The organism is Rhodopirellula baltica SH 1 (genome assembly GCF_000196115.1).
Taxonomy (GTDB): Bacteria; Planctomycetota; Planctomycetia; order Pirellulales; family Pirellulaceae; genus Rhodopirellula; species Rhodopirellula baltica.
This window is the reverse complement of the sequence record NC_005027.1, coordinates 1,151,311-1,166,682: the sequence shown is the minus strand read 5'-3', so window position 1 is coordinate 1,166,682 and position 15,372 is coordinate 1,151,311. Positions and strand designations below refer to the sequence as shown.

The following is a 15,372-nucleotide window of genomic DNA, read 5'->3' as shown; positions in this document are numbered from 1 at the left end:
ATCGTCGCGATCGATCGGTCCGGTACAACACGTTCGCACTTTCGCGCGTCGCAACCAACAGGCAAAGTCATCGGCTTAGTCAAACTGTTCGGCCTGCGGGGATTTGAACAGCGAAGCAGAGACGTAAGAACGATAGGGGTGAATCCGTGAATCCAACGACCCGTGAGCGTTTGCCCGGTCCCGTCAATCAACTTGCATGCTGCTGGTCAGCAACGTCGCCATTTCGCGGCCGGCGAAACACGATCGCTTGTAATACTCCTCTTCCGAGTGAGCCTTGCCGACCGTGGGCGAACAGTCTCGCGAACGCACGGGAAGCGGCGATCCGTCGTAGCGGGCGGCGAACCGCGTCGGGCCCGTGTACCCCAAAGCCCGTGTGCCACGAATTCGCGAAAGCAGCCAGTAGTTTTTGAGGATTGCGTCGCGTTGGTTGTACAGCAGAACCAAACGATTCATGTTTTGAGTCGCCAAACGGTGGTACCCGTGCGGCATCAACCAATCGCTCTGAATCGCGGGAGCCAACAAGCCAACGTCGAGGTTGGCGGCCATCACGGGCTCTTCGCTCAAACGACGGCGACCAATCGTGCCACCCGCCAAAGCGTGAAGACTGCCTGTCACGATGCGGCCACCAAAACTGAAACCGATCAACGCTGTCGGTTGGGCGGCGTCCACGTGACGATGCAACAACCAAGCCAAATACAAACCTTGGGCGTCGGTTCGTTCGGCTTTGATTCGTGCGTCGGTGATCGCGAACGTTTCGCGATCGCTCTGCCAACTCCAAATCACAAAATCCATCGGTCCCTGGCCGCATCGATTCGATTCCAACTCGCGAGCAACATCCAAACCGCGTTCGATGGCCAAGGGTGCGGATCGGCGGTTGCCATGCACGTAGATGACTCGCGGGCGCCCCGGATCAAACGTCGCGAGGTATTCATCGAGACTCGACGGAGTGACTCGACCGCAACGATTCAGCCGCGAGATATGCAGGTTGGGATTCTGCAGGTTGGCTCGACAAGCCGTGCTGGTGATGTGACGCGTGCTGATCAACCAATATCGATCGCTGGCCAAGCACTGTTGCAAACTGGAAGGGGCAGGAACGGAGAACGATCCCGATGGAATCATCGACGACGGATGAATCACGGCGTCTGCGGCAGGATGGACGGACGCCAGCGACTCTGACGCGTCCAGTTGCAATTCAGCTTGTCGTTCGATCTCTTCTGCCCGTTCGAGTTCAGCAACATCGCGAGCGGCGATCGTTTCGCTTGATGTCCAATCGCTGGACGCGGACAAAGTGAGAGGCTTTGAGAAGCTGCTTGTATCAAACGAAAGCGGCTGGCCCGCGAGAGCAGGATTCGCTTGCGACACGATCGCGCAGCACAGCGTCATGCAGGACACTGTGACGCTGAGCAACCAAGGCGGGATCACACGCAAGAGCTTCGTTCGTTCCGCGGTGACGCGAATCGAGGAACCGGATGATCGGCTGATGGCGTTGTCGGTCATCAGCGACTTGTGGTCGTGAAAGTAAGGGAGCTGCATCATGCGAACAATCAAACGGGTCGTATGAATCGTGCGGGGCATCCAAGCTACCACAGCCCTTCTGAAGGTGGGATGTGGCGTTTTGTCAACAAATTGTTGCCCAAAATTAGCGTGTTGCATTTGCACAACACGCAGAGCGTCCTACTTTTGAGTGGTCTTGATGCCAAGGCCAACGTTTAGGCTCGGTTTTCCCTTTGGGTCCACCTTGCCCGATCCGCCTGCTTTGCCAGTCAAGGAAACTCTGATGACAATCCGAACTCTAACGCTCCTGATGCTCGTGACGGTCACGGTTACCTCGACCGGCTGCTCAGGAATGAGAAACTTCTTCTTCGGCCGTGGTGCAAACTGTGGCCTTTGCAATCGCGTCGGCGCGATCGGTCGTGCCGTCAACCCGTTCGCTCCGCCGCCTGCACCAAGCGCTGGTGGTTGCAACACGGGATCCTGTGGATTGTTCAATCGCGGTCCAGCCGTCGCTGCTCCGCCGATGATCCCACAACAACCTGTTTATGCACCCGCACCTGCTTATGTGCCCTACGCTGCACCTCAAGCTTCCGCGGGCACCTGTTCGACATGCCCCGCACCGCAAGCCTATGTTGGTGACGGATGCGGCAGCGAGTATGCCGTCGGCATGCCTGGTTACTACGAGGGTGCTGTCGATCCTTACTTGGGCAGCGGCACGCTGGGTTACGGCGAGACCATCGTTCCTGGTGGCGGTTATCCCGTCGACGCTTACGGTGGCACGATCCAAGGTGATTCGTTCGGCCCACGCTCCACTTACCAATCGAATCGCGTTGACTCGCAAGGCGACGTGATCATCCACGCTGATCCACTGCCACCCGGTGCTCAGCTGGTCGATTGATTGAGTCAACTCAGTAATCACTGAAGTTGCCGAACCATGTAGCTCGCTGGGGCCCCCCAGCGAGCTGTGTGCGCATTCACGGTGGAGACCACCGTGCTACAGATTGCCTCGCTGACGAGGCACGCTGCATCGCGATAAATGCGAATACGAAGACGAGCTGCGTCTCCAACCTGCTCGACGGAACAATTGGGGACAATTGTTCTACTCTGCCCCGCCGAATTCCGCGGCATCGCACGAGCACACCCGGTAGCTCGCTGGGGCCCCCAGCGAGCCGAGCGCAAACTCACGGTGGTGACCACCGTGCTACAGATTGCCTCGCTGGCGATGCACGGCGTATTGCGATAAATGCGAATGCGAAGCCGACTAGCGGCTCCAACCTGCTCGACGGAACAATTGGGGACAATTGTTCTACTCTGCCCCGCCGAATTCCCGCGGCGTCGCGCGAGCACAATCCGTAGCTCGCTGGGGCCCCCAGCGAGCCGAGCGCAAACCAACGGTGGTGACCACCGCGCTACAGCTTCAGTCCGTGGCGATTGATCTTGAGGCGTCGACGGGTTGGATGCGATGGTGAGATGGGATGGGAGATATCCGTTTTCCCAAGTTCCCCAACCTTTCGAGACCTTGCTCTCAAAAGCCGGTTCGCCTCACTGACCTTGCCCGCCGCATCGTGACCCAGATCGATCGCTATGTCCTGATCCTCTTCTTGCGCACCGTTTGTGTGTGCTTTTTGTCGTTGGCGGGCATCTTCATCGTGTTTCACGCCTTCACGGCGATGGATGACCTGATTGCGCAATCGAAAGTCGGCGACTCATTGCCGCTGGTCCTGGCCAAGTTCTATGGACCATATTTGCTGCTGCTTTTCGACATGACGGGCACCATCATCACGCTGATGGCGTTCCTCTTCACTGCCGGTTGGCTGCGGCGAACGGGAGAACTGACCGCAACTTTGTCCGCGGGAGTTTCCCACGGACGTATCCTCCGGCCGATGATCATCGCGTCGTTGGCAATCATCTCGGTCCAGTTAGCCAATCGCGAATGGGTGATTCCCCGTTTTCGCGATTCATTGACGATGAAAGCGAAAAACCTGTCCGGTGACATCGAACAAGCGGTCATGCCAACATACGATCAATCCTCCGGGATTCTGATCGAAGGTGACAAATTGCGGACGCTCGGGCGAGTCATTTCGCGTCCAAACTTTCGGCTCTACAGCGAATACGCTGGATTTGGAGACGTTTTGCTCGCCCGCGAAGCGATTTGGTGGGACCCCGAGGCGATGGCAGAATGGCGGACGGAAATGGGACCGACTGAGCCCACTGGTTCCGACACCGCTTCGCCGCAATCGACGTCGACACCAGCAACTCCTTCCGGCATCGATGGCAAACGAAGCAGCTGGACTGATTTGGCCAGCCGAGCGGGAATGCCAGACGTCACCGGTTATTTGTTGCAGGGTGTTCGTCGACCGGAACAACCTAACAGCGTCCCTTCGGCGGGACTTTCTTCGCGAGAAGATTTGGTGATATTCACGCCAGCCGATCAACCATGGTTGGGACCGACGGAATGCTTTGTCGTCACCAGCATTCACCCCAACATGTTGCAGACTCAAGACACCGCCACGAAACTGGCATCCGTCATGGAGTTGGCCGGAAGAGTTCGCAATCCGGCCGTGCACAGCAGCATGGCGCTGCGAACGACAACGCACGAACGAATCGTCCGAGCACCGCTCGATTTCGCTTTGATCCTGCTGGTCTTGCCGATGGTGGTCAACCGCCGCGGACGCAAACTGTTCGTGTTGATTGGCTCCGCCGTGGGATTGATCATCGCATTCTTCGCATTGAAAACCATCGCGAGCGCCCTGGGTGGCAGCACAACGATGGTCACACCCGGCATCGCAGCATGGATCCCGCTGCTGATCATTGGACCGCTGGCGTACTCACGCTACCGCCATGTTCAAACAGTCTGAACGAACCGGTTTACCGAACGTGATTGCCGCCATTGAGTTGGCAAGCCGACGATGAAAGTCAGTATCATCGTGCCGACCTGGAACGAAGCCGCCAACATCGAGGCGTGCATTGAATCTGCGTTGAGTTGCGGTGCCGCAGAAGTGGTCGTGAGCGATGGTGGCAGCGGCGATCGGACTTGCGAAATTGTCGAATCCCTGAGCGACCCTCGCGTGCGCTGTATAGATGCTCCGCCGGGACGTGGCGTGCAGTTGCGTGCGGCAGCCGAGCTAGCGACCGGGGAAATGCTGCTGTTTCTACACGCGGACAATCGTTTGCCAACCGATGCACTCGAACAACTGCGAAACGCGGGTTGGCCAGTTTGGGGTGGGTTCCGCCAACACATCGACGCGGACGGATGGCGGTACCGTTCGTTGGAATGGGGGAACGCCTGGCGAGCTCGCGCGAGATCCAACGTGTTTGGTGACCAAGCAATGTTCGTTCGCCGCGATGTGTATCAACAGGTAGGTGGATTCGCCGCCGTGAGCCTGATGGAAGACGTGATGTTGTCAGCTGAACTTCGCAAGATCACGCCCGCAATGGTGCTGGCCGGCCCAGTTGGAGTCGACGCAAGACGATGGCAGCAGCGAGGAGTTGTCCGTCAAACCTTGCTGAACTGGCGAATCCAACGCGCGTTTTCCCAAGGTGCATCCCCGGACGATTTGCGTCGAATCTACGACCGATGAAGGATCGGTTTTGACGACGTTGTGCAATCAACGTGGCAAAGCGGTTGGCATGATTGGGCGAGCTTTGATGCCCCGGAAGACGAAAGAGCCGGCTTTTCGAACGCTCGGTTTGAGCATGCGTGAGTTTATGTTGAATTGTTGAGTGGATCAGTGCCCCTCTCGGGTGCTGCTTCCGCTAGGCGATCCCGAACCCTCGAACCATTGAAAGCCCATGCCTGTTCTATTGATGATCAATCTCAAAGGTGGAGTTGGAAAGACCGCTTCGACGGTTGCCATTGCGGAAACTCTGGCGGAGGAAAGGTACAAGACTTTGGTGATCGATGCGGATCATCAGAGCATGGCCGGCGAATTGTTGCTGGGCCAAACGAGAATGCTCCAGTGCGAGAATCGCAAACGCACGCTGCACGACGTCTTTCTAGAGATGTGCGATCCAGACTTCGAAGTCGACGACTTGAGATCCTTCATCGCACAAGAAACATCCAATGTTGCGACCGTCCATGACTTCCTGGATGTGATCCCATGTTCGTTTCGAATTGACGATTTCTACAGCAATGCGTTTCGATCCAAGCGTCGTGCGGGCTTGTTTCAAACCGAGAGAGAATTGTTCACGCAGATCAAGAAACAAATGCCAGGTGCGAAGAAGTGGCTCAACGAACTGTATGACTTCGTCATCGTGGACTGCCCACCCAGCATTGCGATGCAAGTCAAAATGTTCTTGCGGATTGCGGATGGATGCGTGATCCCATCGATCCCGGACCAGTTGTCTGTGCGAGGATCTGCGAACTTGGTTGATCGACTCAAGCGTTTTCGCGTCGAGACGCTAGGAACGCTCTGGACGTTGTACCGCCAGCAAACACCGCTGCACCGCGCAATGGTTGCGGAACCCTATTCGATGCTGCCCACACCATTTGAATCAGTCATTCCCAACGCGGCTCAATTGGCTCGGGCGGTCGACCCACGCGAACTGAGCAACTCGCAAACGAACTGCGATGCGAAGTACGGACGACAATTCGCGGCCCGTTATCGAGAACTCTGCGGCGAGATCATTTCGCGACTTCGGAACTTGGATGTTCCTGTCAGTCATCGACAGGAAGAGCTGATTTGCTTGTGAGACCTTGCTGGAAAGCAAGCTTTCACGGGTGCCTGCTTTCGCAACGCGTGAACAACAAGTGACGATGTTGGCGTTGTGTCGCAAGCCGCCCGGTGAGGAACCGGAGAGCTCGCGCCCTTCCGCTAGGTCACTTGTGGTTCCCGTGGTTCTTAGAACGGAGGTTCAGCCACGGGTGTGAAGTCTTTGTTCACATTGCCTGACAGATGAATGTTATCTGGGTTGAGCGTAAGAACCGGGGAGCCTGGAGAAAGAGCCAAGTCCTCCAGGTTCACCCAAATGACGTTGGGGCTCGTTGTCAGCTCAAAGAAGAAACGTCTGGAATCAAGGTTCACGACGGTGCGGTATTCTGTGTCGTAGATCGTTCCAGGTGTTTTGTAGGGCGCGTTGAACGGCACCGACGCGTTTCGGGCGAGCGACAGTGTCGTGGCGATTGCTTCTCGTTCTCCCTCGGGTTTGCGAAGCGTCTTCAAGAAATAGTTGGCTCGCACGAAGCGATCAATTGGATTGACGTTGCCGGGCAGCGGGGTTTGGCGTGTCGCATTCGCGAAATCCCACTTCTCCAACTCAATGAGTTGTTCATCGTAGGGCGGATCATTGGTCACCACTTGATGTTCGGATCCATGATAGATTTTTGGCTGGCCATCGACGTATTCGATGATCGCGGAATCTCCTGATGCATCTTCGATTGCTAAGTGAAGCGACGACTTGAAACCGGCATGCTCGACCATGATTGGTTGAACGTCTTTCATTCTCTCCAGGGCTTCTTCCACCGTGGCAGCGTTGTCTAGCAAGTACTGTCCCCAAAGGCCCGCCTGGAGGCCAGCTTTCTCAGGATTTCGCGGCCCGTAGTCGGTGGCGGTCAGGAATAGCAAGTGCATGGCGAGTCCCTTTTCGTTCAAGCCGTCGACAGATGCCAAGCCGTATGCGGAAACTACGACCGATCCATAGCGAGACATCCAGGTGAGTGGATTCTCATCACCGAGATCAAGCGGTCCGACTCGACCCCCATTTCGGTGCATGCCTCTCGGGAAGACATGCAGCCTGGGTTCTGTTGATTCCGCCCAATCCATTGTCCGTCCGGCAACGGTCAGAACGCCATTGGTATTCCACAGAATGCGAGTGCAGGCCAATGCGGTGGAGGCTGACATTGCCAACACAATCGCCAGGATTGACCAGATGGATTCATGAAAAAAGTGCTGCTGTGCGACCATGCATCTGGGCCTTCATTTTCTGGAAGAAATCTTATTCGAGTAAACAAGGCTCGGCATTGTCCGGCAGTGACGTGAGATTGCAAGGCAAACAATGGCTCGCCAATCCTGCAATTGTTCGGGCAACTCTTCATGAATCTGCGCGACAGCGTTAGGGTATTCGCGTTCTTCCCGCATTCGTTCGATCGTCTTTGTTCCATCCTGAGGAGCCATGTCTCATGTGTCAGGCAACCCATCGCATTCTCTCCCGAACGCCCTCGGCTCTCGCGTTTAGTATTGTCGCTTTGATCACGCTCTGGGTCAGCGGTCTGCCAGTCGTTGCACAGGAATCGGACCAGCCCAAAACGGCGCCCGTCACCACGGCGGATCCCAACGTCCCGATGGACAGCCTTCGGGTGATGGTCAAGCCGTTGACGCAGGACGAATTGGCTGTCGAAGCCGACGCTTGGTTCGAATTGCTGAAAGCGAAAGCACGTCAGATCGCGGTCGCCAAGCTTGGGGTGAGAAAGACCAGCGACGCATTGGCTGCTGAAAGTGAAGAAGAAGCCAGCAGGTCGCTGGCGGAAGCTGAACAGGTCAAAAAGCTTGGAGACGAGGTCGCGAAGAAGGCCGAGGAAACGGTCACGCAGGCGGCTCGTGAAAGCACTGGGGTGGATGTCATTGACCGTTCAGAAGAGCAGCTTCCGGAAGCAGACGAAGGGGGCGAACCGTCCGCCGAGGACACATCGGAAACGGCGCAGTCGACCGAAACGGCTGCCAAACTGAAAACTGATTTGCTCGAAGACATCACGGTTTTGCAAGACGAACGCACCTCGCTCAGTGATCGGTTTACGATCGTTCTAGATTCATGGGAAGCCAAAGGCGGAGAGGCCGAAAGTTACCGCAAGTACATCGCAGCCGTGTCCGGCGTAGAACTTGACACGACGGATGCCGAAGCCGCTTGGTCCACCGTCGTTGGTTGGTTTGTATCCAAAGAAGGTGGGCAGCGTTGGGCATGGAACATCGTCAAGTTTATTCTGATCTTGGTCGTTGCGTACCTGGTCTCCAAGGTCTTGTCCGGGGGAGTGAACTGGCTTTTGGACCGGAAGATTCGCCTCTCACAACTTGCCGAGCGGTTGATTGCCAACACGATCCGGAACGTCTTTCTCGCCGTTGGATTTGCCGTGGCGCTGACGGCATTGGAAGTGGACATCACGCCAATTCTGGCAGCGATCGGTGCAACGGGATTGGTCGTCGGTTTGGCGTTGCAGGACACGCTCAGCAACTTTGCCAGTGGACTGATGATCTTGATCAACCGTCCGTTTGATGTGGGGCATGTCGTCAACGCGGGTGGGGTCACCGGAACCGTTCACCAAATGAATCTGGTTTCGACGACCTTTCACACTTTCGACAACCAAACGATCTACGTTCCCAACAACGAAATCTGGAACAACGTGATCACCAACATCACCGCCAATGACAAGCGTCGCGTTGATATGGAATTTGGGATCGGCTACAGCGATGACTTTGAGCAAGCGGAAGAGATCATTGCCGATGTGGTCAAAAGCCATGACTTGGTGTTGGAAGAACCGGAACCGGTCGTCGTCACCCATGCCCTAGCGGATTCTTCGGTGAACATCGTTTGTCGTCCTTGGGCGGCGACATCCGACTGGTGGAAGGTAAAGACGGATGTCACTCGGGAGGTGAAGCGTCGGTTCGACGCCGCTGGGATTTCCATCCCCTTCCCGCAGCAAGATGTCCATGTGTACCAAACCAGTTTGCCTGAAAAGTCGTGATCTCAGGCGAACAGAACACCGCTTGGCTCACTTCACTTTCCACTCAATTTGCCGGACGGATCCACCAAGACTTCGCTTGATCAATTCATCGCGGTTCGTCTGATCCAGTTCGCCCTTGTCGAGAAGGTACTTGTCCAAGACCCGGGGAACCATGTTTTTTAGAGCGTTGGTCACGTCTGTGTCTGTGTTCGGAAGTCTACGTGGACCGCCGGTGGGATCGGAAAAACTGGAGTGAGACGCGTCATGAAACCACAGCAAACGCTTGTCGCCGGGTGGCATCAGGCGGAAGAAGTCTTGGTGGTCGGTACCGGAAATGTCGCGGGTGCCTGAGATCCCAACGAACGGCTTCAGCCTTCTCTTCTTTTCTCGTCGTGCAAGTTCATCGAGATTCGCTATTCGCTGGTCTGGTGGATCGCGAAACAGCCTATCGATGGTTGCCCGGGCCCAACGCCCCTACGGTCCTTGAATGCGCGCAGCAGGTGTAAGTTTCGAAAAACTGGCCATCGACCACGATTCTGTCTCAGAAACATAGTGGGCAACGCTCTTCGCCGAGGCTCGTGCTCGTCAAAGGCGGGAAGCGTTTGATGCCTCTCCATCTTGAGCGGACACGACGGGTTCGTTTGTCGCGCGAATCACGCCTCGATAGAGGTCACCATCGGTTTCCCAGAGATCACCGCCTCCGTTTCGACCGGAGCGTTTTGAATGGAATCCACGCACAATGAACGTTGATTCGAGTTGTCCCGTTTTCTCCAAGCATTCGAAGAGGTAGTCCCGCTCCGCATCAACATCCGCGGCAGTGACATGTGTGATTTGTCCCGTTGTTCGGCTGAGGCCGACGTGCTCATCGTAGACTGCCGCTCCGATCCATTTCGGTCTTCCATCTTCGCTCAACTCGTTACTCTTCCAAAAACGCACGTGATGTCGATGCCGTGGGTTATCGCCGACCGGTTGCTCAAAAGCAAAGTCTTCCTTGCGTCCATCGAGATACAAACTGCTAACCGGCGCAGCATCATCCGGCCTCGAAAGAATCGTGTCAGCCGCAATCTCTAGGTCGCTTTTGACTCCCAGTGCAGACGCCGTGTACCAGCCCGCGGCGTTCATGGTTGATTCGAGCTGGAACTTCGTGCCGATCAACTCCACATTCAGCGGGTCACCTGGATGACGATCGCTTGTTTCTGTGATCCGTGGCACAGCATCCAATGCAGGGTCCATCCACGCGATATCCTTCCATACAAAAGGGGCCACCAGGTACGCCAAAAGGCCCCAGGCGACTGCCAAGCCAATGAGCAAGTGAATGACTCGGCGACGGCGTGGCCGACGCGATGGAGTCGGTGTAGTTTCTTGGTTCAATTTCGATGCTTTCCAATGCAATGAGCAAAGAGGGCTCCAGCATGACATGCGTTCCGCGTTGTGCGGCAAACGCTACCGGACGCACACAGCAAGTAACAGGTGTTTCAAAGCTCAAAGGAAACTTTGGACACGGAAAAGGTGTCCGACACCTTTTTTGGGGCTCAATGTATCATCCCCGACGTAGCCGCGCGAGCGTATTGCACGACCGATTGATTCTGCGTCGTCGGCTTTTGACACCAATGTTTCAATATCGAGACCGCCTCGGGCACAGTGGATGCCCAGTGACCGAGTCCGTGGATGGCAGACACCAGGCTATTGTCATGATTCGTTTGAAGAACCAAACGCATGACATCGATCGCAGCGTCGACCATCCCCGATGTTGCATTGCCAGGGTACAAAACGAAAACGTCCCAGAACATGTAACAGATGAATCCCATTGGACCGTCGTCCCGGGAGTTACCGATGTCGGTCACTCTACCAGTGCAGTGCCGGTTGAAAAAGTTTTGATAGAGATTCGACAGGTTGCGAATCCCCACGATTCTCCGATCTTCACTACAATCCGACGTGTAGAGAAACGGAAGATTGCTGCAGCAATTTGAATAGACGGTGTTGATGCCTTTACCGAGTTGATCCTTTGTGAACAAAACGTGAACCTCTGGGTCAACCAGCATTTGATCGACGTAATCAAATGCAATTTCCGCCGAAACATCGTAGAAGCTCTCTGACCGCTCGTGCATTACCGGGTCGCTTCCAGGCGGTAATTCAAACAGTTCGTCTCTCCATCGCTCATATTTCATCGCGGGCGTCTCGCTGGCCGAATGCAAACTGTCTCACTATCTGTTGAACGCAGGCGTCCGACGAGATTCGTGCTCTCAAACCGCACTCACAGACTGAAATACCAGACGCAACTCGAACTCAGCAGGTTCGGTAGCTGGGAACACATTGACGCGCTCCTTGCCACCGCGCAAAAGCCAATCGCCAGGTTTGATCAGCCCTTCGTTTCTCCAGCTTGTTACGCCCGCATCAGAGAGAGGATCGTCCAGGACTCCGCGGGCCAGTGTGCTTCCGGCTGACCAACAGTACTCAATCTTCCTCGACTTCTGGTCGCGACGCAGTAGCAAGACGACCGTGGATCCACCTTCCACGGTGGTACCGCCTCCTTGGGTCGTTTCTCCATTGACCGTCACATCGAAGGTAAGCACTTGCCCGTCAAGTTCCGGTGGGATTTCGATGGTGTACCTCTTCGCGTGGAGAAGGTTCATCAACTCATCGGTCGAAACATTCCGGCTGTCAATCCGCTGCTGCAGATGCGGATGGATATACAACGAATAGATGGGTGGCCAGCCAACCGCAATTAACAACAGCAACAGGTAACTAGCGACGTTTCGATTAACACGATTCAAGGAAGGAACCTCTCTAGCAGTATCTGATGGTCGGTTTAAGGGGCACTCGACTTATCCAACACAGTCGATGAAATACTTTGCAAAACATTGCTCAACGACGATTGTGAATTTTCCGATTCACAATCGACTCATGCGAATCACTTCCGCCGAAATCGTCACGAAAGTATCGCCGCCGATCAAAGCGGCCGGAAGAATGCGGACAGAATCAGACACAATAAAACAACGACAGCGACAATCAGGATCCATCTCGCTGAACCCAGCATCGTTGAATGCAGGCTTTGCTTTGTCGATGGAGAGAACTCCCAAGTTTCACCTTCGAAATGGATTCCGCAGTGCTCGCATCGCATGTCGTGCATAAAGATGCGACTGCCGCATTTTGGACATCGAACTCGAGCGTCCGCGTTCGCCGACTCGCGGTGTTCATCAAACTTCAACATTGGCGGATCGTCGTTCATCTTAGTTCCACAGTCTCGGTTGGCTCCGTCTGAACCTACCGCGTGATCAAAGGCAGATGAAGCCAAATCCTGGCGGCGCCATACGAAGCTACACAAAAACATCCAGAAAGCGGCATGCGATGTAGCCAAGCGTACCGATAATCAGGGCGGCCAATACAATGGCCGCAAACTTGTCGATTGGCCCATACGTTTCAAGTTCGCCGGTAGCAAAATCGAGCTGATTTTTGTAAACCGGCCCAGTTAGTACTACAGCGATAAATGGTGTTGTAGAGGGCCGGGCTTTTCGCTGAGAATAGCAGCTGGAGATTTTGTTTGCTGCACGGAGAGCTTGGCATGGATGTCGCTGAACTGGAACAACTCGAAGATCGGTTAAATGCTTACTTGGCTCGCTTTGGCGATTGTTTTCGACGAAGCGACACGAGGGCTCATTTGACGACCTATGTCCGTGGTCAACTTTCCGACCTGGACGCCAAGAGTGTGGAGCCGATTGCGTTGCAAGCCGGTACACCGGTGCGAACCTTGCAGGAATTTATCGCCCAGCATCGGTGGGACGAAGATGGACTTCGCAGGAGGCTGATCCACATCGTCCGTGATGAGCATGTCAACAAGAACACTGTCGCGATCATTGACGAAACCAGCGACGTCAAGAAGGGCGACAAAACGCCTGGCGTGCAACGACAGTGGTGCGGCAAAGTCGGCAAGCAGGAGAACTGTATCGTCACGGTTCATCTGGCTGCGGCGAACGAAGACTTTCACTGCATGGTCGATGGTGAACTGTTCCTCCCCGAGAGCTGGAGTAACGACCGCGAGCGTTGTGCCGCCGCCGGCATTCCCGATGAGATGGTCTATCGCCCCAAGTGGCAGATCGCGTTGGAATTGCTTGATCGCAGTAAGGAGGAGGGGATTGAATATCCTTGGCTAACCGCTGACGAAGGCTACGGCGGTAAACCTGGATTCCTGGAAGCTCTTGCCGACCGCGATCAGAAGTTTGTGCTTGAAGTGCCGCGAACGTTTTCGGTTTGGGAGAAGCATCCCGAAGTGACCGAGCAGCCCTATCGCAAGGGCGGCCGCGGCCGAGGTCGCAAGACACCCCGCGTCAAGAGCGGGGAAAGTTCGCCGCGAAGTGTTGAAACAGTGTTCTGGCACGGCGAAGCGATGAAAGCGAAACGCTGGAAACGCTACCGCGTCAAAGACGGCGAGAAAGGTCCCATCATCTGGGAAGCCAAGCGGGTTCGCGTCACACTCAAAGGCAGCGACGGACTACCGGGGCTGTCTCTGTGGTTGGTGGTCGCGAGAAACGTGCTTGACGGCGAACTGAAATTCTTCGTCAGCAACGCGAGCGAGTTCGCTTCGATGGCGATGCTGCTACAGGTTGCGTTTCAGCGATGGCGAGTGGAACGTTGTTTCGAGGATCAGAAACAAGAGGTCGGCTTAGACTGTTACGAGGGGCGCCGATATTTGGGTCTGAAACGCCACTTGATCATCACGTCGTTGAGCTATCTGTTTCTTTCGCAAACCTGCCAGCAGGAGCGGGAAAAAAAATCCGGAGTGGACAATTCAGCAAATTCGCGACGCGGTCGACGCAATCGTTGTCAGCTGGTCACTCCCTCGTGAGAGTCGTCGCATGTTGCTTGATCAGGTCGCCTCACGGATCAACTACCATCAATCACGCAACGTAGCGGCTCGCATCAGCCATACGCAAACGAAGCTCGACAGATACGCCGAACTCGGTATCGACCCCGAAAGCATCACACGATGCCGATGGCCCAAAACTTAGCGCTGTAGTATTAGAACCTATCCGGAAACTGGACTTCTCGAAAACGCCAGTAATCACCACACTTTGTGTTCCTCGAAGCAACGGAGTGTGCGATGAACGACGGTGGACGAAAACGATATCCAAGCGACTTGACTGATCAGCAGTGGGAGATCATCTGCGAGTTGATTCCGCAGCCTCGCAAGAGTCGAAAGGGCGGTCGGCCACGCACTGTGGATATGCGTGAAGTCGTCAACACGATCCTCTACCAATGCCGTAGCGGCTGCCAGTGGGACATGCTCCCTCATGACCTTCTTCCCAAGAGCACGGTGTACGACTACTTCGCCAAGTGGCGTGATGATGGCACCCTGCGAAAAGTCAACGAGCGACTCGTTGGGGCGATTCGAATGCTGGAGGCGCCGAGTGAAGAACTGGAACCCAGCGCGGGCAGTATCGACAGCCAAAGCGTCAAGACAAGCGAACGAAGTGGAAGCCGAGGATACGACGGAGGCAAGAAAATCACGGGGCGAAAGCGAAACATTGTGGTCGACACGCTCGGTCTGCTACTTGCTGTCACGGTGACGATCGCATCGGTCGACGATGCCTATGCGGCTAGGCCGGTGCTGAAGCAGCTTTCGCAATCAAAGCAATCACGACTACAAGTTATCTGGGCCGATTCGAAGTACCACAATCACGCTTTGAATTCCTGGCTCGGTCGTCAAGCGAATCTGACTTGGAAGCTGGAGGTCATTCGGCGACCCAAGGGAGCAAAGGGATTTGTGTTGCTTCCGAAACGTTGGGTAGTGGAACGAACATTCAGTTGGTTTGGACGTTGGCGGCGACTCAGTCGCGACTATGAACACCGGACAGAATCAAGCGAAGCAATGATCCATGTCGCTTCGATCGGACGCATGCTTAGGCGACTTGCTCCAACCGGTGATCAACCTCCGTTCAAATATAGACTTACGACTTAATTGGGTTACCGGATAGGTTCTTAGAGCCAGCGTGCAGATGAACAAAACACTGAGTGCAGCAACAAGTAGTGCTAGCAAACATATCAGAGCCATTGCCTTTCCGACCGAATCACTTCCCGACAACAGGCCGACTTGAGAAGCGATCTTAAGAACGATGAGTGTCAAGACACAGGTAGTGGCTAAGATCGACTCGAGCGTGCGAGAGCGACGCAAAAACGGCACCGTTTGATAACTGCGTTTGGCAGCGAGCCTTCTTTCAATTCGAGCC

13 protein-coding genes are annotated in these 15,372 nt (G+C 55.2%); 7 read left to right on the top strand and 6 right to left on the bottom strand.

The features are described 5' to 3' along the window. Window positions 1-183: 183 nt before the first annotated feature. Window positions 184-1,575 (bottom strand): hypothetical protein, encoded by a 1,392-nt coding sequence (locus tag RB_RS04350; RefSeq protein WP_164921507.1) that lies wholly within the window; start codon window positions 1,573-1,575, stop codon window positions 184-186. A gap of 271 nt (window positions 1,576-1,846) precedes the next feature. Between RB_RS04350 and RB_RS04345 the strand changes: the two genes are divergently transcribed. The 4 genes from RB_RS04345 to RB_RS04330 all read left to right on the top strand — a co-directional run bounded on the left by RB_RS04345 (window position 1,847) and on the right by RB_RS04330 (window position 6,186). Beyond that, window positions 1,847-2,392, top strand: coding sequence for an acetyl-CoA carboxylase biotin carboxyl carrier protein (locus RB_RS04345; protein ID WP_007329525.1), 546 nt, complete (start codon window positions 1,847-1,849; stop codon window positions 2,390-2,392). A 667-nt stretch (window positions 2,393-3,059) separates the two neighbouring features. After that, window positions 3,060-4,352 (top strand): LptF/LptG family permease, encoded by a 1,293-nt coding sequence (locus RB_RS04340; protein WP_164921506.1) that lies wholly within the window; start codon window positions 3,060-3,062, stop codon window positions 4,350-4,352. Between the two features lie 51 nt (window positions 4,353-4,403). Continuing rightward, a complete protein-coding gene (locus tag RB_RS04335) occupies window positions 4,404-5,075 on the top strand; it encodes a TIGR04283 family arsenosugar biosynthesis glycosyltransferase (protein ID WP_011118717.1) in 672 nt (223 codons plus the stop codon). Window positions 5,076-5,286: 211 nt separating this feature from the next. Further along, complete coding sequence (locus RB_RS04330) at window positions 5,287-6,186, top strand: ParA family protein (protein ID WP_011118715.1); 900 nt, start codon at window positions 5,287-5,289, stop codon at window positions 6,184-6,186. A 149-nt stretch (window positions 6,187-6,335) separates the two neighbouring features. On the opposite strand, the gene RB_RS04320 is transcribed toward RB_RS04330, so the two are convergent. Next, window positions 6,336-7,334, bottom strand: coding sequence for a linear amide C-N hydrolase (locus RB_RS04320; RefSeq protein WP_231846212.1), 999 nt, complete (start codon window positions 7,332-7,334; stop codon window positions 6,336-6,338). Window positions 7,335-7,612: 278 nt separating this feature from the next. Between RB_RS04320 and RB_RS04310 the strand changes: the two genes are divergently transcribed. After that, complete coding sequence (locus tag RB_RS04310; protein WP_231846211.1) at window positions 7,613-9,169, top strand: mechanosensitive ion channel family protein; 1,557 nt, start codon at window positions 7,613-7,615, stop codon at window positions 9,167-9,169. A 27-nt stretch (window positions 9,170-9,196) separates the two neighbouring features. Here the strand turns inward: RB_RS04310 and RB_RS04305 are convergent, their stop codons facing one another. The 4 genes from RB_RS04305 to RB_RS04290 all read right to left on the bottom strand — a co-directional run bounded on the left by RB_RS04305 (window position 9,197) and on the right by RB_RS04290 (window position 11,922). Beyond that, window positions 9,197-9,343, bottom strand: coding sequence for a hypothetical protein (locus tag RB_RS04305; RefSeq protein WP_007329533.1), 147 nt, complete (start codon window positions 9,341-9,343; stop codon window positions 9,197-9,199). Window positions 9,344-9,733: 390 nt separating this feature from the next. Beyond that, a complete protein-coding gene (locus RB_RS04300; protein ID WP_231846210.1) occupies window positions 9,734-10,381 on the bottom strand; it encodes an LssY C-terminal domain-containing protein in 648 nt (215 codons plus the stop codon). A 299-nt stretch (window positions 10,382-10,680) separates the two neighbouring features. Further along, window positions 10,681-11,316 carry a hypothetical protein gene (locus tag RB_RS04295; protein ID WP_164921505.1) on the bottom strand — a complete coding sequence of 212 codons (636 nt, stop codon included), beginning with the start codon at window positions 11,314-11,316 and terminating at the stop codon, window positions 10,681-10,683. 75 nt (window positions 11,317-11,391) lie between these two features. Further along, window positions 11,392-11,922, bottom strand: a complete 531-nt coding sequence (locus RB_RS04290) for a hypothetical protein (RefSeq protein ID WP_011118707.1) — start codon at window positions 11,920-11,922, stop codon at window positions 11,392-11,394. 788 nt (window positions 11,923-12,710) lie between these two features. Here RB_RS04290 and RB_RS04285 point away from each other — a divergent pair. Both RB_RS04285 and RB_RS04280 read left to right on the top strand, forming a co-directional pair. Beyond that, window positions 12,711-13,991, top strand: a complete 1,281-nt coding sequence (locus tag RB_RS04285; protein ID WP_076611259.1) for an IS701-like element ISRba4 family transposase — start codon at window positions 12,711-12,713, stop codon at window positions 13,989-13,991. A gap of 255 nt (window positions 13,992-14,246) precedes the next feature. Then, window positions 14,247-15,104: an IS5 family transposase gene (locus RB_RS04280; RefSeq protein WP_164921504.1), complete on the top strand. Its 858-nt coding sequence runs from the start codon at window positions 14,247-14,249 to the stop codon at window positions 15,102-15,104. Window positions 15,105-15,372: the final 268 nt, after the last annotated feature.

Coding starts and splice junctions, on each gene's coding strand:
- RB_RS04310 (WP_231846211.1), top strand. CDS start 7,613: ATGTGTCAGGCAACCCATCGCATTCTCTCCCGAACGCCCTCGGCTCTC.
- RB_RS04295 (WP_164921505.1), bottom strand. CDS start 11,316: ATGAAATATGAGCGATGGAGAGACGAACTGTTTGAATTACCGCCTGGA.
- RB_RS04285 (WP_076611259.1), top strand. CDS start 12,711: ATGGATGTCGCTGAACTGGAACAACTCGAAGATCGGTTAAATGCTTAC.
- RB_RS04300 (WP_231846210.1), bottom strand. CDS start 10,381: ATGGACCCTGCATTGGATGCTGTGCCACGGATCACAGAAACAAGCGAT.
- RB_RS04280 (WP_164921504.1), top strand. CDS start 14,247: ATGAACGACGGTGGACGAAAACGATATCCAAGCGACTTGACTGATCAG.
- RB_RS04350 (WP_164921507.1), bottom strand. CDS start 1,575: ATGCCCCGCACGATTCATACGACCCGTTTGATTGTTCGCATGATGCAG.
- RB_RS04335 (WP_011118717.1), top strand. CDS start 4,404: ATGAAAGTCAGTATCATCGTGCCGACCTGGAACGAAGCCGCCAACATC.
- RB_RS04320 (WP_231846212.1), bottom strand. CDS start 7,334: ATGTCAGCCTCCACCGCATTGGCCTGCACTCGCATTCTGTGGAATACC.
- RB_RS04330 (WP_011118715.1), top strand. CDS start 5,287: ATGCCTGTTCTATTGATGATCAATCTCAAAGGTGGAGTTGGAAAGACC.
- RB_RS04345 (WP_007329525.1), top strand. CDS start 1,847: ATGAGAAACTTCTTCTTCGGCCGTGGTGCAAACTGTGGCCTTTGCAAT.